This is a genomic window from Streptomyces sp. R302 (assembly GCF_012927245.1).
In the GTDB taxonomy this organism is placed as follows: Bacteria; Actinomycetota; Actinomycetes; order Streptomycetales; family Streptomycetaceae; genus Streptomyces.
In genome coordinates this window covers 1-19,124 of sequence record NZ_JABBGE010000020.1, presented here as the reverse complement: position 1 = coordinate 19,124, position 19,124 = coordinate 1, and the positions used below count along the sequence as shown (strand labels likewise).

The 19,124-nt window shown below is 71.1% G+C and carries 13 protein-coding genes and 3 pseudogenes; 9 read left to right on the top strand and 7 right to left on the bottom strand.

What is annotated here, in order from left to right; all coding sequences use genetic code 11:
- Positions 1-970: 970 nt before the first annotated feature.
- Positions 971-1,159, bottom strand: a pseudogene (locus HHL19_RS36585) (hypothetical protein); the annotation flags it as partial.
- 167 nt (positions 1,160-1,326) lie between these two features.
- On the opposite strand from HHL19_RS36585, the gene HHL19_RS36580 reads away from it, so the two are divergent.
- Positions 1,327-1,533 (top strand): hypothetical protein, encoded by a 207-nt coding sequence (locus HHL19_RS36580; protein WP_169094734.1) that lies wholly within the window; start codon positions 1,327-1,329, stop codon positions 1,531-1,533.
- Between the two features lie 344 nt (positions 1,534-1,877).
- Here HHL19_RS36580 and HHL19_RS36575 read toward each other — a convergent pair whose 3' ends face one another.
- Together HHL19_RS36575 and HHL19_RS36570 are read right to left on the bottom strand one after the other, a co-directional pair.
- Positions 1,878-2,465, bottom strand: a complete 588-nt coding sequence (locus HHL19_RS36575) for a hypothetical protein (protein ID WP_169094744.1) — start codon at positions 2,463-2,465, stop codon at positions 1,878-1,880.
- 101 nt (positions 2,466-2,566) lie between these two features.
- Positions 2,567-3,268 (bottom strand): 2-phosphosulfolactate phosphatase, encoded by a 702-nt coding sequence (locus HHL19_RS36570; RefSeq protein WP_169094743.1) that lies wholly within the window; start codon positions 3,266-3,268, stop codon positions 2,567-2,569.
- 327 nt (positions 3,269-3,595) lie between these two features.
- Between HHL19_RS36570 and HHL19_RS36565 the strand changes: the two genes are divergently transcribed.
- The 6 genes and pseudogenes from HHL19_RS36565 to HHL19_RS36535 all read left to right on the top strand — a co-directional run bounded on the left by HHL19_RS36565 (position 3,596) and on the right by HHL19_RS36535 (position 7,204).
- Positions 3,596-4,141, top strand: a complete 546-nt coding sequence (locus HHL19_RS36565; protein ID WP_169094742.1) for a hypothetical protein — start codon at positions 3,596-3,598, stop codon at positions 4,139-4,141.
- A 63-nt stretch (positions 4,142-4,204) separates the two neighbouring features.
- Entirely contained in the window at positions 4,205-4,453 is a 249-nt protein-coding gene (locus HHL19_RS36560; protein ID WP_206325808.1) for a hypothetical protein, read from the top strand.
- Between the two features lie 16 nt (positions 4,454-4,469).
- Positions 4,470-4,955, top strand: coding sequence for a hypothetical protein (locus HHL19_RS36555; RefSeq protein WP_169094741.1), 486 nt, complete (start codon positions 4,470-4,472; stop codon positions 4,953-4,955).
- 822 nt (positions 4,956-5,777) lie between these two features.
- Positions 5,778-5,876 (top strand): annotated as a pseudogene (locus HHL19_RS36545) (IS5/IS1182 family transposase); the annotation flags it as partial.
- A 3-nt stretch (positions 5,877-5,879) separates the two neighbouring features.
- Positions 5,880-6,083 (top strand): hypothetical protein, encoded by a 204-nt coding sequence (locus HHL19_RS38000; protein WP_240982098.1) that lies wholly within the window; start codon positions 5,880-5,882, stop codon positions 6,081-6,083.
- A 551-nt stretch (positions 6,084-6,634) separates the two neighbouring features.
- Positions 6,635-7,204: an EF-hand domain-containing protein gene (locus tag HHL19_RS36535; RefSeq protein WP_169094740.1), complete on the top strand. Its 570-nt coding sequence runs from the start codon at positions 6,635-6,637 to the stop codon at positions 7,202-7,204.
- 78 nt (positions 7,205-7,282) lie between these two features.
- Here the strand turns inward: HHL19_RS36535 and HHL19_RS36530 are convergent, their stop codons facing one another.
- Entirely contained in the window at positions 7,283-9,649 is a 2,367-nt protein-coding gene (locus HHL19_RS36530; protein ID WP_169094739.1) for an SDR family NAD(P)-dependent oxidoreductase, read from the bottom strand.
- 1,187 nt (positions 9,650-10,836) lie between these two features.
- On the opposite strand from HHL19_RS36530, the pseudogene HHL19_RS36520 reads away from it, so the two are divergent.
- Together HHL19_RS36520 and HHL19_RS36515 are read left to right on the top strand one after the other, a co-directional pair.
- A pseudogene (locus HHL19_RS36520) lies at positions 10,837-11,010 on the top strand (ATP-binding protein); the annotation flags it as partial.
- A gap of 100 nt (positions 11,011-11,110) precedes the next feature.
- Positions 11,111-11,692, top strand: coding sequence for a suppressor of fused domain protein (locus HHL19_RS36515; RefSeq protein ID WP_169094738.1), 582 nt, complete (start codon positions 11,111-11,113; stop codon positions 11,690-11,692).
- 129 nt (positions 11,693-11,821) lie between these two features.
- On the opposite strand, the gene HHL19_RS36510 is transcribed toward HHL19_RS36515, so the two are convergent.
- The 3 genes from HHL19_RS36510 to HHL19_RS36500 form a co-directional block, all read right to left on the bottom strand.
- Positions 11,822-12,127 carry a hypothetical protein gene (locus HHL19_RS36510; protein WP_169094737.1) on the bottom strand — a complete coding sequence of 102 codons (306 nt, stop codon included), beginning with the start codon at positions 12,125-12,127 and terminating at the stop codon, positions 11,822-11,824.
- Positions 12,128-12,766: 639 nt separating this feature from the next.
- Positions 12,767-14,512: an acyl-CoA dehydrogenase gene (locus HHL19_RS38660; protein WP_169094736.1), complete on the bottom strand. Its 1,746-nt coding sequence runs from the start codon at positions 14,510-14,512 to the stop codon at positions 12,767-12,769.
- A partial coding sequence (locus HHL19_RS36500) for a type I polyketide synthase (RefSeq protein WP_169094735.1) occupies positions 14,509-19,124 on the bottom strand: 4,616 nt, incomplete at its 5' end. The genes HHL19_RS38660 and HHL19_RS36500, both read right to left, overlap by 4 nt.

Below are 19,124 nucleotides of genomic sequence, written 5' to 3'. Positions count from 1 at the left end.
GGAGGCGTGCGCCACGGCCCGCACCCGCTACGAACGACGCGCCGATCTCCACCAGGGCCTGCTCGAACTGGCCTGCAGCCTCATATGCCTCCGCCGCCTCCGAACCTCATTCTGAAACGATCAGTTAGTATGCGTCCTGCTCGGGATCTCCGTACGCGGTCCACGACTGGTTCCACGTGTCGGCGCTCACCTGGCTTGCGGCCCCGAAGACCGGGAACTCGGGATTTGCTCCGGGTGCCAGAGTGCGGACGGGCTCCTGCGCGAAGCGGGTGGCGACGATCCTGTGCTGCCACGACCCGGAGATGGCGGGCCTGATCCTTTTGTCGACGAGGCGGAAGTACTCCAGCGTCATCTCGGACAGGGTGACGACGTTGATCCTGCCGGTCTCGCCGAACTGCTGCTCCATGCCCCAGCCGAGCATTTCGCTGGTCGCGACAACGGCGGCGGTCACTGTGCCGTCCGCGCCGCCGGCGATGGCCCGGCGACTGTCGGCCAGGGGGAGTCCGCCCCGGTAGGGCTCCGGCCGTTTGTACTCGGACGAGAAGTTGAAGCCGGCCTGGGGCCGCAACGCGTTTTGATCGAGCAGGGCTCCCCGGATCCCCTCCTGGCTGTGCAGACCGGTGATGAGCTCGGGGGCGTTCTGCGGCGTGCTCTGCCAGAACATGATGGGCAGCTCGTCCCACCTGAGATGGGCCTCTAGATGCTGGCGGTCCTGGGATGGGTCGGAGGGCGGCAGTGGTGCGAGCGCAGGCCAGGGAGGAGCTGTCCGGCTGCGCTGGCCGTCGTTCATGAGCCGGCGGGCGTCGTCGGCCGACATCGTCGTTGTGCGGTCGTCGTGCCGGATGGGCACGGTCCAGCCCTCGGTGAACTGGTCGTTGTCGTTGAGAACTTTGCGTACGAGCGCCCAGCGGTTGGTCTCAGCAAGACCTTCGATGTCCATCACGAAGTAGTGGTCGGCGGGTTCACTGTCGCCGTCGGGGTCCCAGCCAGGCGCGAACTCGCCCAGCGCGCGGCGCTGCCAGACGGCCACCACCCAGGTCGCGATCAGGTGCTCCATCTCGTCCACCGTCAGCAGCGCCTCACCGGCCGGGTCGGCGCCGCGGTCGGCCACGTCCACTCCGGTGTATCCGGGAAGCTGCTCGAACAGTAGCTGGCGGATCACACATCCCACAGGTGACAAGAATCCTGAGCAGACAGTGACAACCGTCGTGCTCCGTCCTACGGCTACGCCCAGGCGGAGCGGCATCCCAGGTGACAGTTGTCACGCTCCGGCACAACCGACTCACCCTGGTGCGGTCGCCGCCCCTGCTTGAGGAAGTCACCGCCATGACCAGCCCTGCCGCCCCCTACCGGCCCTCCCCGAAGAACATGCGGCCGGAGATGACCCCGTCGGACCAGGTCGGGCTCTGCGCCCGCTGCCACGCCAAGTGCCACCGCTACGGTCCCGGCGGCTGCCCGCTCTGCCAGGAGTGCCAGGCGTCCGCGCCCGCGATGGCCTTCACCCACCGGCCGCCGGCCCTCGCGTCGATGTGACCGCACAGATCCCGCTTCCGGACGACCTCCCTCAGCTGCGGACGATCGTGCGGCTGGCCGACCTTCTCGGCGCCGCCGCGCGGGCCCGGATCGCAGAGATCGAGGCCAGGGACGCGGCCATGCGCCCGCAGCGGCCCTTGCCCGAGGGGCCGACCTGGGTCCTGGGCTACCTGCGCGAGCGCGGCCGCCCGGTCCCCGACCGCGTCCATCTCGGAGACTGCCGCATGTCCGGCGGGCACACCCGGCCCCTCACCCACGACGAGGCACGAGGCCTCTCACCGCCGACAACGTCTCGGCGTGCCCGTTCTGCCGGCTGGACACCGAGCTCGGGCTCCTGGGCTGAGCTACGCCGGCTTCCGCCGCCGGGACGCCGCCTTCTTCGCCAGAGCCTTATTCGCCGTGGTCTTCTTGGCCCCGGCCTTCTTCGCGGGCGCCTTCTTCCTCGGCAGCTCGTGCACCGTCGCCTCCTCGCCGCCGCCCCCGGCTGCCGGGGCCTCGCCCCGGCGTTCGCGGGCCTCCGCCACCGACGCCTCCAGCGCGGCCATCAGATCGACGACCTGCCCGGCCGGCGCCGCCTCGCCCTCGACCGGCCGCGGCGCGCGGTCCTCGGCCTTGGCCTCGATCACCTCGTGCAGCGCCTCCGTGTAGTGGTCGGTGAGGGCGTCGCCGAGGTCGGCCAGGTGCTCGACGGTCATCGAGTCCAGCAGGGTGAGGGCCCTCTCGATCTCCTCCTCGGAGAGGTCCACCGCGGGCAGGGTGAGCTCGGCGGGCGAGCGGATCTCGTCCAGCTCAAAGAACGGCTCGCCCGATCGGAGTGGAGGATCGACGAGCTCACGGACTTCCGCACCCAGGCCCTGGCCCGCCTCGCCGCCCAGCACGAAGAGATCATTCGACTCCGCGAAGCCGCCGCTGGCACCACTCGGGTCAGCCACCTGCCGCCACCCCGAACCACCGTCATCGGGACATGCGGCTGATGCTGCATACCCGACTCGGTACTGGCTCTCGCATGGGGAGAGTTGGACCTCACCAGCGATCAGATCGAAGCCTCGTCGGTCAGCGAAGGCACGGCGCACGGACGGAGGACCATGAGCGAGTCTTCCGAGGTCGCCACCATGGCAAAGGGGAACCGGTCGAGCTCAAGACAGAGCGCGACGTCATCAGGATGGACTCCTTGACGCACACCCTCCGCCAGCTCGGCGGCGGCGCGCGACTCGGCAGCGCGGCGGAGGAACTCAGCAGCATCCGTCCCGGTCTCGGTGGCCCTCCGAGCGATGTATTGAGCGCACGCCAGATCTTCATCGGCCTGCCCAGCTTCGCCAGTGACCACGAACGTGACACTGTCACTGTTGCGCGTCCGCAAGAGCCGAGCCGTTGCCTCCGCCACCACGAAGCTGGCGCACAGCACCAGGGACGCCTCCTTGACCGCAAGGGCGCCGACCGTTCCTGCCGTGGTCTTCTGCACAACGGTCCGTCCGCCAAGGTCAATAGACCGCAGCAGTCCCGGCGAGTTGACGGTGTCGAACCCGGGCGCGGGCGGACCGTCTTTGAGCGCCACCCAATCCTGGTGGCGAGCCTTGAGTGCCAGAGCTTCGTCCAGCGACTCAGCAAGAACGATCTTTTCCGCCCCCTGGGCAAAGGCCCAGGCAGCCACGGTGAAGGCACGCATGACGTCGACTACGACCGCCACGGACGGGGCTTCGACCAGCTCAGGGATGCCAAGGAAACGAGAGTCCATTCCGATCATGATTCCGCATGCCCGACCCGATGCACCCAGAGAGTGATCCGCATCACATCGACGGTCGCGACATGCAACACCTCCCGCTGCCTACGTCACGAAAGTGGTCCACAGCGACGCGCCTGCTCAATCGCCACACGGGATCACCCGTACACGGCCTCTGCGGACACAAGGCACACGGCCGCGAGCCGCATGGCCAACGACCCACACCTCACGCTCGCGCAGGTCCGGGCGATCCTGCGGCACACCGATCTGGCGACCACCGGCCGCTAGACGAAGCAGCGCAGACGTTGAGAGATCCTTCCCATCGGATCCTAAGCTTCGCGGATGACCTATGAAGAGTTGTGCTGGGAACCGATAGCGGCGCTTCCAGAAGGCGAGCCCGAGACGTCCTTCGGCGGGCGTTGGGAGGACCGGCTCTGGTTGAACGTTCCTGGCCCCTTCTATACCGACATCGCCGATAACTGTTGGACGGGCCGGCTGCACGCACCGCGTCATGTGCTCTACGGCGGCGAGTACTTCGGTGAATATGTGTATCGCCAGCCGGCGACCACGGCCGAGGTCCTGAACCTGGTGACAGCCGCCCAGGAAGATCCGTACCGCGGCTATGCCTGCGACGGCGACAGCCGATGGACACCCGAGGCTGTTCGGGACTGGTGGCGCGACCGTGGGCGGGTCACCGAGTACCTGGAGTCCCTCCTGCCCACATGGTCGTCCAGCGACAGGTCTGACGAGCGGGAAGCCGCGGAGGGGCTGAGGGATTTTGCCGCCTACATCACTGAAGGGCTCGGCGCGGACCTCCGGAAGTACCTCCTCCGGCTTGAAGAGGGCTGCTACCCGAAGAACTCCGGACCACTGCCTGAGCTCCGATAAGCAATGACGGCCATGGGGTGCTCGGTGCGCTCGCACGTGGACACCCGTGGAGTGGGCTCAGGTGTGAGTGGCGCGACCTCGATGGCCGTGGCTGCGCCATACGATCGACTCCGTGAGGCCCAGGAACAGGGTTGGCTGGGCGAAGTCGCCGCGATCGAGGCCAGCCTTGCCGCCGCCGAACAAGAACTCGCCGCCATGCGCGACTTCGAGGTCCGACACGGCACCGTCCATCTCGGCATGCCCGATTTCCGCAGCGTCGTCGCGCGTATCGACTCCGAGCAGCCAAACGAAGGTGCGAAGCAGCAGGTCTGAGGACTACAACGAGGGGATGACCGTCTTCCTCTGTTCCAAGTGTGGTACCGCGATCACGCCGGAGCTGGCCGAGCTGGCCGCTGTCCCCGACCCCTCCGACGACGAACACGACCGGGACAAGGAGACACGCCGGGCCCCCTCCACCGTTCCGCGGGGCCGCTACGCGATCGATCCCGAGCCCTGGGGACCTCCCTACGTCGTGCAGGACGATCAGGAGGACCCGAAGCCGGCTCAGTCCCGAGGGCCGTTGGTCTGCCGCGAGGAGGGCTTCGTCATCTCGGCGGGTGTGCCAGGCACGGTGCTGATACACCCGGAGGACGCCCCCGGCCTTCAACCGCTGCCTAACTGGGAGAACGGCACCGGCTGCTGTGGGCCGACGGGTGACGAAGGACTCAACCGAGCCTGTCCCTGCGGCGCTGCGGTCGCGACGCTCGCGGGGGACTGCTTCGGGCCCTACGAACTGCACCTCGATCCTGTCCGAACCTACGCGTTCTCCCAGTAGGCACGCTGGACGGCCGCCCCGGAGCGCGACACGCCCGGGACGGCCTCTTGATCCGGCGACTTCACGACTGCTTTCCGTTGCGAAGGCACTTCGATGACGAGCCAAGTGTCGAGCTGTCGCCGTACTCGTTGAAGTGCTCAGCCAGGTACGGATGAACGTGCTCAGCTTGGTGGACGGCAACCTGGCAGTCTCGTTATGGAGACCTCAGGAATGAGGCCTCCTTGTTGCTCGGGCCGGGGAGAACGGATGATCGACGCATGGCCATGAACCGAGGTGCCTTCGACGACGTCCCGTTGACCACGCTCTTCCCTTTCCTGTCGCCTGCCGACGTGGAATCCCTGAGGCATGCGGCTCGGACCGTCGATGCGGTTTGCGCCGACGGAGACGGGACGGAGTGGGAATGGGCACTGCAGCACGCGGTCTTCCCCGGCACGCAGCCGTGGACGCCGATCATCCTCGGCCTGGATGTCGTCGAGCATGCGGCTGGGGCCGATCAGCTGGAGTTCCGGCTTGAGGTGGTGTGGACAGACCGAGGCCGGCTCGCAGTCGACGCGGCGGTGAACGTGGCCTGCTGGTGCGACACCGATCATGCCACCCATGACGTCGACGCCCTCAGGCCTGTCATCGGCGAGGAGTACTCGCTGCCCGGCGCCTTCCGGACAGGCGCTGAGCGGGTGATCGGATGGCTGACCGACCCTCGCGACGCGGACTGCTGGCGGGCCCGAGCGGGCCTGCCCGCCCACCAGCGTTGCTGGGGTCTGTCGTCAAAGGCCATGCATCAGAGGGCGGGACACGAAGGCCGCTGCCGCGCCGACAGCCCATCGTCTCAAGCAGTGGCGCGGCATCGCCACGAGGTACGACAAGACCGCTGAATCCTACGAAGCAGCCGTCGCCCTCGCCTCACTCCTCATGTGGGCGTGACATTTGACGACAGAACCTAACGCCATCGAGTCCCTGTCGCAGATGGACATCGCGGTGCCCTCCACTGGTACCCCGAAGCTCACCTTCTGGCTGAAGGTCTCCACCCAGGAGTCCGGCTCCACCGCCTACGACACCCTCAAGACCAAGGTCAACGGCACCACGCTGGCGACCTACTCCAACGCCGACGCGAGGACCGGATACGTTTAGAAGACCGTCGGCCTGTCCGCCTGCAAGGGGCGGACGGTGCGGCTGGAGTTCGCCGGCACCGAGGACGAATACCTGGCGACGATCTTCCTGATCGACGACGTCGCCATCGGCTGACCGGCCCCCTCGCCACCGGTACTCCTGTGGCCGACCTTCGGGGCGGTCCGGCCACAGGGCCCTGCCGCGCTCAGCGGGGTGACCCGAACAGGCGAGATGTCCTTCACTCCCATGGGTGGCTGCCGTTTCGTGATCGGGTTCCCGGTGAACTGCCTAGTGCCATGGCCAGTGTGATCGCCAGTGTGGCCGGCCGGTCGGTATCGGCTGGCAGACGGACGGCGGTCTGCGTTTGACCAGGGAGCGGGGCCGTTGTGGACGGACGAGGGGGTGGCGGGCCGGGGCAGCGGTGGAGCGCGGCGTCGGCGCGGGTGAGTAGTTGCGGCTGGTGGCTTCGGCCGGGTCGTGGACGTTTCCTTCCGGGAGGTGTGTCGTTGGCCTGACGGCAGGGTGCGTTTCGGTGCCTTGTCCATGTGTTCGCAGGCTTACGAGGAGCAGCGATGACCGAGCGGGACTTTTTGACGGCGAAGATCGAGCGGGGTTTCGACCACCTCGACGTGGATGGCAGTGGGACGCTCACCGAGGACGACCACGTGGCGATGGGGCGTCGGGTGGCGCTCTCTCTCGGCCATGCCGAGGGGTCTTCGGAGGCGGAGCGGATCACCGCCGCCTACCTCAGCATCTGGCGGGAGGTGCACCTGCCGTTCCTCCCGCCCGGCAGCCAGGGAATTCCCAAGGACCGGTTCGTCGCCTCGACCCGTGCCCTGGCCGAGAACCCCGCGACCGCCCGCACGATCCTCGGCGGGCTCGCCGACACCTACCTGGCGATCGCGGACATCGACCAGGACGGGCAGATCAGCCCGGCTGAGTTCCTCGCGTTCCAGCGTGGGCACTTCCCGCAGTTCACCGAGGAGGAGGCCGACGAGGCGTTCGCCCGCCTCGACTCCGACGGCAACGGCATGCTGTCGCCCGAGGAGTTCACCAGCGCGGTGGTTGAGTTCTGGTCCAGCTCGGACCCCGACGCCGCCGGCAACTGGTGGATGGGGCGTCCTTCCTTCTCGCCGAGCTGACGTCCCCACCGCCGGCGTCCCGGCCCGAGGCCCTCATGGGGCGAACGGCCGGGACGCTCGGCGGTCGGCCGGGTGGGATCACCCCGCAGGCGGCCCCGCAGGCGGCCCCGCGGGGGCGAGGGCGGGGTGTTCGGGGGTGAGGTACTGCCCGGAGAGGTGGTCGGCCGCGCCCGCGGCGAGCAGCAGCGCGCCGCGGGTGCTGAGCGCGGTGGGGGTGGTCCGGCCGGCGGCGTGTTCGCGCAGGTACCAGGCCTGGATGCGTTCGTCCCAGGATCCGGGTTCGGGACGGCCGTCCAGTTGGCGGGTGGCCATGCCGATCGTGAGCAGCCCCGGGTGGTAGGCGAAGGCGCGGACGCCGTGCGGGCGCAGTTCGGCGGCCAGGTTCTCGGTGAACTTGATCACTGCGGCCTTGGCGACCGAGTAGGCCGACATGTGCGGCCACCGGTGCAGTCCGGCGCGGCTGGCCACGGTGATGATCCTGCCTCCGCGTTCGATCAGCTGCGGGACGAAGGTGTGGCAGGTCAGGAACGTGCCGTGGACGTTGGCCTGTTGAGTGGACCACCAGTGGTCGGGGTCGTTCTCCCAGGCGGGGCCGCAGGGCCCGGGTGCTCCGGCGTTGGCGACCAGCACGTCCACGCCGCCCCATCGGACCCGCAGGCGGTCGGCGAGATCGCACAGTGCGCTGTGGTCGGTGCTGTCCACCGCCGCGGTATCCAGGTCGCCGTGCGGGGCCAGTTCGGTGTGCACCCGCTCCAGAGCGGTCCGGTCGCGTCCGGTGATCGTGACGCGGGCGCCGTGGTCGAGGAAGGCTTCGGCCAGAGCCCGGCCCAGACCGCGAGAGCCGCCGGTGACGAGGACGGTCCGGCCGGTGAGGTCGGGGTCGAGCGGGCGGGCGGCGCCCGGCCGGGGGGCGGTGGGGGTGAGCAGCCGGCGCAGCGGTTTGCCGGAGGCGGTCCGTTCGATGCGCGGGACCTCCCGCAGGAGACGTGGCTTCTTGTGGGGGGCGAGCCGGGCCGCGGCGAACTCCTTGATCTCGGCGTCGAGTTCCGGGGTGAGGCGGCTGCCGGCGGCGGGCACGATACAGGCCAGCGGTAGCTGTCCGGCCCGCCGGTCGGGCACCGGGACGACGGCCGCGTCGGCGACCGCCGGATGGGTGCGGAGCACCGCTTCGACCTCGGTCGGGGAGATCTGGTGCCCGTTGTACTTGATGACGTCCTTGAGCCGGTCGACCACGTACAGGCAGCCGTCGGCATCGACCCGGGCCAGGTCACCGGTGGCCAGCCAGCCGTCGGAGTCGGTGATCGCGACCAGCCGGCCGTCCGGGCCGAGATAGCCGGAGGCGACCTGCGGGCCGCGCAGATGAAGTTCGCCGGTTCCGTCCGGCCAGTCGCCAGCCACGTCATGTGCGGGCTCACCCGGCGCCACCAGCCGGTATTCGGTGCCGGGCACCGGGTGTCCGCTCGATCCGGGCCGGCGCCTGGCGCCGCGCCGAGTGAAGTGGCAGGTGTTGACCTCGGTGAGTCCGTACGCGCCGTCCACTGGCACACCCAGCACGCGCTCGCAGCGTTCGGCCGTCTCCAGGGACATCGGGGCACCACCGCTGAGGATCTGCTCCAGGCGCCCTGGCTGCCAGGGACGCGTGCCGTCTTGCACAGCCTGTTCAGCAGCAACCGTGAGGTCATGGACCATCGGCGGAACCGCATGCAGCACGGTGACGCCGTGTTCTGAGACCGCGTCCAGTGCCGCCCGGGCATCCCAGTGGGGGAGCAGCACCACGCTCGCGCCGGACAACAGCGCGTGGTTGAGGACGTACTGCATCCCGAACAGATGGCAGAACGGCAGCATGCCGAGCAGTACGTCGTCAGGCCCGAGCGGCTGGGCAGCGGCCAACTGGACGAGACCGGCCACCGCGTTGCGATGGGTCACGGCGACCGGCTTGGGGCTCGCCGTGGTGCCGGAGGACCAGGGCAACAAGGCAAGGCCGGTCGGCGACCCCAGGGCGTCGATGTCGGGCAGGGCGCCGACGGTGCCGGCCCCAAGGCAGCTGAGTCGATCTCTTGAACCGCTCACCAGCATCCGGGCGCCGATCGCCTCGGCCCGGCGAGAGAGTTCGCAGGCGGGAGAACGGTGGCCGACCGGGCTGACCACCGCGCCCGCGGCCAGCAGCCCGAGCAGCGCGGCCGCGAAGTCGACGCCGTTGGGCAGGGCGAGCAGCACCCGCTGCCCGGGTTCGATGCCGGCGTCGCGCGCGTCCTGCGCACAGGCCAGAGCGCGCTCGCGTACCTCCTGATGGCTCCAGCGCTCCCCGCTGACACCATCGATCAGCGCGGTGCGGTCGCCGGCGCCGGACGGCAGTGGCAGCAGTAACTCGTCGAGGGTGACATCGGGGATCTGCGGCGCGCTTTCGCCGGCGAGGGCGAGCTGTGACTGGGGCGCGGTGGACATAGGGCACCTCCGAGCGGGGAACGGTGGGCGGTTGGCGGCGTCCCTCGACCGTCCGCACCGCGCCCACTGCCGTGAGGGCAGCGAGCGAATCGATTCCTCGACGCCTATGTACAGCAGCTCCCGGCCTCGCCCCCCCCACGCGCGCCGGGATCGCCACGTCATGCCCAACGGGCCAGGCCGCCAAAGGAAACGATTTTCAAGGAAGTCGACGTACACGCAGATGGGCCGTCAGTCCTGACGGCGATGTTGAAGAGGTCTGCGACTGTCGAGGGCAGGGGTCTGATGGGAGGGGACCGCAGCGTCGTTCTGGACCGTCTGTGACGGACAGATCACCCGCAGGGGGGAGCGCGATGAGTCCTGACGCCGGCTCCTACCGCAGGAGGGCGCAGCTACCGGTGCCGTGACGAGGCGAGGCCGTGGGTGTCGGGTGGGCTGCGGAGCGGTCCCGGGTCCCTTGCCTCTCGCCCTGTCTTCCTCGGCGCGCTGACGCGCGAGACGCGTGCAGTCCTCGGATGAGAGAGGCGTGGCTTTGTCGAGCAGTTGTGACGTCGCCTGTCGATGAGTTCGGGAGGCACCAGGGTTCTTGCCAGGGCAGCACCGGGATGCTCCTGGTGAAAGGGTGCTGGTCATGCCGCGGATGTCGGCGGTCGAGCTGTACGCGGCGATCCGGTGTGACGATCGTGGCGGCATGTCGATGCGGGGACTTGAGCGTAAGCACGGTGTGGCGTGGCGGGCGGTGCGGAAGGCGTTGGACTCGTGCTGGCCGGAGCCGTGCGAGAAGCTGCCGCCGCGGGCGACCGGAGTGGACCGCTGCAAGTCGGTGATCGACGAGATCCTGTGGGCGGGCGGACCTGGACGCGCCGCGCAAGCGGCGGCACACGGTCCCCCGGATCTTCCACCGGCTGGTCGAGGGACACGGCGCCGGTGTCTCGTACGGGATGGTCCGTTACTACGTCGCGGCGCGGAAGCCCGAGATTCTGGTCGAGTCGGGCGAGGCGCCGCTGGAGGCGTTCGTCGCGCAGACCCGCCAGCGCGGTCACGAGGCGGAGGTCGACGTCGGCGACGTGACGTTCCGCCTCGCCGGCGAGCTGGTGACCTGCTGCCTGTTCTCCTTCCGCCTGTCGTATTCCGGCAGGGCCGTCCACGCCGTCCACCGCGTGTTCGCGTCCTGCGGGCAGGAGGCATGCGAGGAGAGGAACAGCGTCGCCATCGCCTCCCACGAGTCCTTCGGCGGCTGGACCGAGACCTTCACCGGCCCCCGCCTCGGCGCGGCCATCGTGGACCGGCTCGCCTTCGGCGGCACCGTCATCGAGACCGGCACCGACTCCTGCCGCCTCGCCGGCACCCGAGCCCGAGCCGAGGGGCCGGTCAAGGCCAGCTGGACCGTCGGAGTCCGCCCCGCCTGCGGCGGGGCGGACTCACAGCCAGGACACCTGGGCCAGCCGTGAGATCCTCTCCATCATGTGCGAGAACGAGCGCAACCAGCGGGCGATGGCAGGCGTCGAGGCCCACGTTCGCGAGTTCTTCACTGGCCACATGATCACGGTCAGCGACTACGACCTGGGACCTGAACGCAGGGAAGCTGTTCCCGACCTGCGGATCCTCACCGTCAGCCCAGGACCGCGCGCCGACAGCTGGGCCTACATCACCGCCGGCTGCTGGTCCACGGTTGAGAGGGACGGCCACGGTCTCGAATTCGTCCTCACCGCTCCCGTCCGCGACGAACGCTTCGCTGATCTTTTGGCCATGACCGCCTCCTACCACTCCGATCACCACCTCGACCTCGAGCACAGCCTGCCCATCGGGGAGCCGTGGCTGCCCGGGTCCCACTGCGACCACCTTCTGGTCACCCTTCCCTACCTTCACGGACCTGACCTCGAGCAGTGCCCACTGCCGGACGGTGATGCCCGCATCCTCTGGGCTCTGCCGGTCACCGCAGCCGAGACGGCGTACCGCCGCGAGCACGGCCACGAAGCCCTTGAACGGCTTTTCGACGAGCACGCGATCGTCCCCACCGACCCAAGGCGTCCATCCGTCGTCTGACTTCGCGAGCTTCCGGGACGCAAGCGGCAACCACGGAGCCCTCCGGTGCCGTCGAAACTCGTCGACATGTCGAGGCTCAGTGATCATCGACTGCCGCCCAAAGCCATCGACGATCGCTGTCTGTTTTCATCAGCGAAGCCAGAGGCGAGTTCGAGGCTCGGTCTGCAGCAGGGCCGCGCCGCAGGTCCCCATCGGTGAGTGCGGGACGAGTCTGGGCAGGGCTGATGCGGCGGCCCACGGGATCGAGTTGGTCAGATGGCGGATGACGGATGACGGATGACGGACGTCCGGCACCCAGTTGATCAGGCTGGTCGTACTGTCGAAGGAGGAGTCTTCGACCGGATAGGCGACGGACTTGTCGCCTGGGGTGCCGCCGACGGCGACGATTGTGCGGTCGCCGAGGATGCGCGGGTGCGGCGTGAGCCCGCGCCACATGTGGACGCCGTTCCAACGAGCAGGGCCTTCGTCAGGGTGGAGCTGGGCGCGTGCGGCGGAGTCGATGCCGTCGCAGCCGATCAGCAGGTCGGCTGCGGCGGAGCGTTGCCCGGTTTTCAGTGCGGTCGAGGAAATGCGCCCGCCCTGACATCAGCGGATGTCTGCTCGAAGTGCGAGAGCTTGTGGCCGGTGCGGACGGCGCCGGGCCCCGGGCGCTCGCGAGCGCCCGGGGAGCAGCACAGTGTGCAGGTGGCCGCGGTGGACGGAGTACTGCGGCCAGTTGCAGCCCGCCGCGAGACCGGGCGGCTCCTGCCGTACGCTATGGCCCGTGCGATTGTGGTAGCTGAGGCGACCTGGGGCCGGCGCGATGACCGCGAGCCCGTCCGCAAGCCCATCCGCAAGCCCATCCGCGAGCCCATCCGCGAGCCCGTCCGCGAGGCCGTCCGTGAGGCCGTCCGCGAGCCCGTCTGCGAGGCCGGGTTCGGCCAGTTCCCGCACGGCGTGCGGCAGCAGGTTGATGCCCACGCCGACGGCTGTGATCGTCCGTGCCGCCTCCCGCACCCTGGGGGTGAACCCCTGTGGCGTGAAGGCCCGGGGCGCAGGTCGGCCCGGCGATGCCTGTGCCGACGATGGTGATCCTCACGTGCTTTCCCTTCTGCCGGCCGGTGTCGGTGTCCGGGAGGGCCCGATAGGGCGGAGCGGGCCGTCCAGGAGCGGACTGGGCACCTCGAGAAGCTCGGTGAGGGCCCCGGCGTGGGGGGCTAGCCGGCGGCACGTCTCATCGGCCTGACGCGGCAGCGCGAGTACGTGCCGCGTGGTGAGCAGGCCCTGGGCGAGATACCAGCCGCTGTGGGCGTCGATCTGTTCCAGGCAGTGCAGGTGGTACAGCTCGGCGAGCAGGCCGGGGGTTCGAGCGGGTCCCGGGGCCGAGATGCGCCATTTCTCGTGCAGTGTCTCGGCCGTGGTGCGTGCCGTGTGGGCCAGGGCGAAATGCTCGGCCGTCCCGGTTCGCCTGTTCCAGGTGTCGAAGTCGGGGGCAGTGCCTGCGGGGCCGGCCAGGTGGGCCGTGAGTTCGCGGTGCAGGAGTCGTTCGCGGGCCCGCAGAAGCCGGATGTGGTCGTCGGGCGCCGAGGTCTCGTCCGGCGGCCGGTAGTCCTTTTTGGTGGCCATGGTCCAGGCGGCGTCCAGCAGGAGCATCCGGTTGTCGCCGCCTGCCGAGGTGAAGACTTGGGCGAACGCCTGGTAGTTGCTCACGCGGCCGAGTGAGAACAGGGCGGCGGCACCGGCGGCGGAGCGGCAGCGGGTCAGCGCGGCTTCGGAGAGGGTGCCGGCGGTGACCTTGGCCAGGGCGAGTTCGCGAAGGACGGATCCGGCCGGGCCGTTGCCGTGTCCGCCGCCCGGCGGGATGTGCCAGCTGCGGTGGGTGGCCCGGCGGGCGACGGTGGTGGCCGCGAGGGCTTGGGCGGTGGCGCCGAACAGCAGACGTTGCTGGTTGAGGTGGTCCAGGGCGACGGTCGGGCCCGCCAGGCGGTCGGCGGTGGTGCGCCGGCGGGCGTGGGCGAGGGCGAGCGCGGTACCCGCCCGGGCCGCGGCCGCGAGTCCCGCGCTGACCGCGCCCCAGCAGAAGCGGGCCATGTCCAGGCTGCGCCGGGTGCGGGCGTCGGCCGTCCCCAGCGGGTCGTGGAAGGATCCGTCGGCGCTGATCCGGGCGCCGTCGGCGAGCCAGCGGGCCCGGGGGACACGGACGTGGTCGAAGCGCACGGTGGCGTAGTCCAGGGGCAGCGGGGCGGTGGGCGGCAGTGGTTCGATGGCGATGCCCGGGCAGGGGCCGTTGCCGTCGCGCAGGGCGACGAGGAACAGGGCGGTGCCGCGGTCCGTCCCGCCGGTGAGGAGCCGGGCGCTGACGACGGCCAGGCGGGCCACTGCGTCCAGGCCCACGTTGGCGGGTCCCTTGGCCGCCGCCGGGTCCGGGGTGTGCAGCACGAAGTCGCCGGTTGCGGGGTCGTAGCGGGCCTCGGTGCGAACCGTAGTGCTGCTGTTGCCGCAGCCGGTCTCGTTCATGAGGGCGGCGCCGATCCATTCGCCCGAGGCGAGGGCCGCGATGTCCTGTGGCGCGGCGCCCTTGTCGAGGGCGGTGCCGATCGTCATGCAGTGGTGGAGGAACATCGCATGGAACAGCCGGGGGTCGCTGATCGCGCACAGTTCCAGCAGAGAGCGCAGCCGGGCCGGGTCGGTGATCAGGGGCCGTTTCTCGCCCAGTCGGACCTGCAGACGGCGTAGGTCCGCGTAGACCTCCGCGGACTCCTGCCGGTCGACGGCCGGGGCCGGTACGGGCACGGTGAACAACGTGGTGAGGTCGCTGTCGGCCGGGGTGGTCGTGGTCACTGTGCTGCTCCATGAGCCCCAGGGGCGTGCGACGGTCGGGCGGCCCGGCGTGATGCGGCAGCCGGGAGCTGCGGGGCGGGGTCCCAGCTTCCGATCGCCTCTGCCACGGCCGGGGCGTGGCGAGTGAGGAGGGTGAAGTGGTCGCCGGGGACATCGACCGGGGTGTGCGGCAGCTGCCACGGGGTGAGCGTCAGGCCGTGGCCGGCGAGGAGGCCGGTGGGCTGTTGCGCGCGCAGCAGCAGTGTGGGGGTGGTGACGGGGGTCGGCCGCCGTCCGGCCAGCAGGCGCAGGTAGGCACCGGTGGCGGTGAGCCGGCCGGGGTCGCAGGGACCGAGGGCCCGGCCGGCGTGTTCCAGGACACGGGGCAGGAGCCGGCGCAGCGTGTGGTCGGGCCAGGGGGTGTCCACAAGGACCAGTCCGTGGGCGGGGCGGCCGAGTTGCTCGAGCCTGGCCGCGACCGCGTGCGCGACCAGTCCGCCGGAGGAGTGCCCGCACAGCAGGAACGGCCCGAGCGGGGCGTGCCGCTGGAGTGCGGCCGCGTGTGCGCCGGTCAGGGCGTCGAGGTCGGCGGGGAGCGGCTGATCGGCCTCGGTACCGGGGTGGGGGAGGACCTCCACCCCGCGGGTGCCGCGCAGGGCCTCGATGAGCGGCACGTACTCGTGGGCCCCGGAAGCGGGCAGCAGGGAGGGGAAGCACAGGAGGGTGGGCCGCGTGGTCGCCGGTGCGAGAAGCGTCGTTCCGGGGGCGTGGTGGGCGGCGCGGGCGGCCGTGAACGTGGGGCGGAGCTCGGAGGCTGCGCCGATCAGCTCGGCTGCGACTTCTCCCCTGCCGGTTCGGCAGGCGTACCGGTAGAGAGCGTCCAGGGTGTGCGGCGGCTCCCTTCGGGGGTCCGGTGTGCTGCGGGGGGCGACCGGGTCCTGCCGCAGGCTTCGCAGATGGTCGGCGAGAGCGCGGGGGGTGCGGTGGTCCAGGGCGACGGTTGCGGGCAGGGGGAGATGGAGCAGGTCGGCCAGGCGGGTGCGCAGTTCGACGGCCATCAGCGAGGTCGCGCCCAGGGCGGTGAAGGTCTCGTCCGGCGGGATGCGGGTGGCGTCGCGGTGGCCCAGGACGGCCGCGGCCTGCCCGAGGACCAGCGCCAGCAGGTCCGTTCCGGCGTGCCGGACGGGCACGGGCATGTGTGCGGCGACGGTATCGGCTGTCTCCTGGCGGGGTTCTGGGGGCGTGGGGTGGGCGGGGAGCCAGTAGTGCTCGTGCTGGAACGGGTGGGTCGGCAGGTCGGAGTGCTTCGCCTGCCGGCCGGTGAACACGTTGGCCCAGGAGACGGGCGTTCCCTGTGTGTGGACCTGGGCCGCCGACAGCAGGAAGCGTCGCAGACCGCCCTCGCCGCGGCGCAGGGTCCCTACCGCGGTGGCCGTCCGGTCGGTCTGCTCGGCGGTTTCCACGACGGCGTGGCCGAGGACGGGGTGCGGACCGATCTCGATGAAGTCGCGGTAGCCCGCGTCGAGCAGAGCGCGGATCGTCGAACGGAACTCGACCGGGTGGCGCAGGCTGCGGTACCAGTAGTCGGCGGTCAGGGCGGTGGTGTCCAGGCGGCCGGCGGTCAGGGCGGAGTAGAACGGGACCTTCGCCGGCCGGGGCCGCAGTTCGTCGAGGCCGCTCGTCAGGCCGGCCTTTGCGGGCTCTGTTGCCGGACCGTGGGACGCGTACCCGACGGACAGAAGACTCGCGCGCACCGCGCGTGCGTCGAGGTCAGCGACCAGCCGGTTCACCGCCTCCGGGGTGCCGGCGGCCACGGTCGAGCGCGGGCCGTTGTCCGCGGCAAGCCACACCTGTCCTTGGTACGGGACCAGCCGGCGGTCGAGTTCGTCACGGGCCAGGGCGACGGCAGCCATCCGCCCGGCGGGCAGCGCCGCGACGGCCGCCGCCCGCCGGGCCGCCGCCCGCGCGGCGTCCTTCAGGGACAGCGCCCCGCAGACGTGGGCGGCGGCGATCTCGCCCTGGCAGTGTCCGACCACGGCGTGCGGGCGCACACCCAGGTGAGCCCACAGCTCGGCCAGCGCGACCGTCACGGCGAACAGGCAGGTCTGCGTCACCTCGACCCGTTCCGGGCCCGGCCGGCCGTCCGCCCCGCGCAGGACGGTGCGCACGGACCAGTCGACATACGGCGCCAGGGCCTCGTCGCAGGCGGCCATGGCGTCGGCGAACACCGCGGACTCGTCGAGGAGAGCGGCTGCCATGCCCGGCCACTGCCCGCCCTGGCCGGGGAAGACGAACACGGTCCGGCCGGCCGATCGGGCCGGTGCGGTGACCGCGTCGGCGGACGGGGTGCCGTCAGCGATCGAGCGCAGGCCGGCGGCCGCATCGAGGTGTCCTCGCGCGATGACGACCGCGCGGTGCTCGAGCGTCGCCCTGGTGGCCGCCAGGGCCCGGGGAACCCCCGGGTCTGCGGTGAGGGGCACCAGACGGGCAGCGAATTCCCGCAGTGCGGGGGCGCTGCGGGCGGAGAGTACCCAGGGCGTCCATGGCGCAGGCCGTTCGTCCTCCACGCCCGGTGCCGGTCTTGGTCTCGCCTTCGGTGCCTCTTGGAGGATGACGTGGGCGTTGGTGCCGCTGAGGCCGAAGGCCGACACCCCGGCACGGCGTACGCGGTGCGACGGTGGCCACGGCTCGGACCGCTCCGGCAGCCGGAGCGCGTCGCCGAGCGGGCGGAAGGCTTTTGGGCGGAAGGCTTGCGGGCGAGGGGTGCCGGGCAGGCGGCCGTGGCGCAGGGCCAGCACCGTCTTGATGACGCCCGCCAGGCCGGCGGCTGCCTGGGTGTGGCCGATGTTCGCCTTGACGGCGCCCAGCCGCAGGGGACGCGCCGGGTCCCGGCCGGGCCCGAAGACAGCGAGCAGCGCTTCGGCCTCGATCCGGTCCCCGAGCGCCGTGCCGGTGCCGTGTGTCTCCACGACGTCGATCTGGCCGGGCTCCAGCTTCGCCTCGACCAGGGCGCGGCGGATCAGCTGCTGCTGGGCGATCCCACTGGGGGCGGTCAGGCCGTTGCTCGCGCCGTCCTGGTTGACAGCCGATGCGGCCAGAACGGCGAGAACCGGGTGACCGTGGCGTTCGGCCCGAGACAGCCGCTCCAGCACCAGAACGGCGACTCCCTCGCCCCAGGCCGTGCCGTCCGCGTCGGCCGCGAACGCCTTGCAACGGCCGTCCGGGGCAAGGATCCCTGCCCGGCCGAAGCCAACGAAAGCGGCCGGCGAGGCCATCACGGTGGCTCCTGCGGCCAGGGCCAGTGAGCACTCGTCGCGGCGCAGGGACTGGGCGGCCAGGTGCACGGCGACCAGGGAGGACGAACAGGCGGTGTCGACGGTCAGGGCGGGGCCGGTCAGGCCGAGCGTGTAGGAGATCCGGCCGGAGGCGACGCTGGGGGCGTTGCCGGTGAGCAGCAGGCCGTCGGGGAGTTCGGGTCCGTCGGCGCGCCGGGGCGCGTAGTCGTTGGGCATCAGGCCGACGAACACGCCCGTGTCGGACCCGCGCAGTGCGGTCGGGTCCAGTCCGGCGCGTTCCAAAGCTTCCCAGCTGGTCTCCAACAACAGCCGCTGCTGCGGGTCCATGGCCAGTGCTTCGTGTGGGGAGAGACCGAAGAACGGGGCGTCGAACCGGCCGGCGCCGGTCAGGAAGTGCCCTCGGTGGGCGGCAGCTCGGCCGGGGTGGGCGGGGTCCGGGTGCCGCAGCCGTGCCAGGTCCCAGCCGCGGCTCGTGGGGAACGGGCCGCCCGTGTCGGTGCCGGCCACCAGGAGTTCCCACAGGTCCTCGGGGGTGGTGACGCCGCCGGAGAAGCGGCAGCCCATCCCCACGATCACGACCGGATCGTCCCGCTCGCCGGCCTTCTGCGGCCGGGCTGTGCCGCTCGCCGCGCCCGGGGTGCGGCCGCGGCCATCGCCGGGGGCCTGATCGGAGTGGGCGCTGGCGAGGGAGGCCAGGTGGCGGGCCAGGGCGTCAGGGGTGGGGTGGTCGAAGACCGCGGTGGTGGGCAGTGCCAGCCGACTCGAACGGGCCAGGGCCAGGGCCAGACGCACCGCGCCGAGCGAGTCCACCCCCAGGTCCTGGAACGTCCGGCCCCGGCTGCCCGCCCCGGCCGTATGCCCCGGGAGCAGTTCGGCGAGGTGCCGGTGGATCAGCTCAAGACCGGCAGGCGCCTGTTCTGCGGCCAGCCGGGCCCGCCACTGTCCGGCGTCCGTCGACGGGAGCGCCGCGGCGGCGTCCAGCAGCGCGGCCAGCCGGCCGCGGGCCACCTTCCCGGTGGGGGTGAGCGGTAGTCGTTCGACGACGACCAGGTCCAGCGGCTGCTGATACTCGGCCAGGCCCTCGGCCGACAGGTGCGCGCGCACCGCCGCCAGATCGAGGACCGCGCCAGGGCGCAGGACGGCGACCAGGCACGGATACTGGCCCAGCCGGCCGTCCGGGCGGGGGACGACGGCGGCGTCGGCAAGCTGCGGGAGGCCGCCGAGCAGGCCCTCGACGGTGGAGGCGGAGAACTTCCGGCCGCCCACGTTGATCACCTCGGCGGCGCGTCCGTGGAAGGCGAAGGTGCCGTCGGGCAGGCGGCTGGCCCGGTCCCCGG

Bases quoted from the DNA above. Each gene is read 5' to 3' on its own strand.
- HHL19_RS36565 (WP_169094742.1), top strand. From the start codon at position 3,596: ATGACCTATGAAGAGTTGTGCTGGGAACCGATAGCGGCGCTTCCAGAA.
- HHL19_RS36530 (WP_169094739.1), bottom strand. From the start codon at position 9,649: ATGTCCACCGCGCCCCAGTCACAGCTCGCCCTCGCCGGCGAAAGCGCG.
- HHL19_RS36580 (WP_169094734.1), top strand. From the start codon at position 1,327: ATGACCAGCCCTGCCGCCCCCTACCGGCCCTCCCCGAAGAACATGCGG.
- HHL19_RS36510 (WP_169094737.1), bottom strand. From the start codon at position 12,127: ATGTGGCGCGGGCTCACGCCGCACCCGCGCATCCTCGGCGACCGCACA.
- HHL19_RS36535 (WP_169094740.1), top strand. From the start codon at position 6,635: ATGACCGAGCGGGACTTTTTGACGGCGAAGATCGAGCGGGGTTTCGAC.
- HHL19_RS36515 (WP_169094738.1), top strand. From the start codon at position 11,111: ATGTGCGAGAACGAGCGCAACCAGCGGGCGATGGCAGGCGTCGAGGCC.
- HHL19_RS36570 (WP_169094743.1), bottom strand. From the start codon at position 3,268: ATGGACTCTCGTTTCCTTGGCATCCCTGAGCTGGTCGAAGCCCCGTCC.
- HHL19_RS36555 (WP_169094741.1), top strand. From the start codon at position 4,470: ATGACCGTCTTCCTCTGTTCCAAGTGTGGTACCGCGATCACGCCGGAG.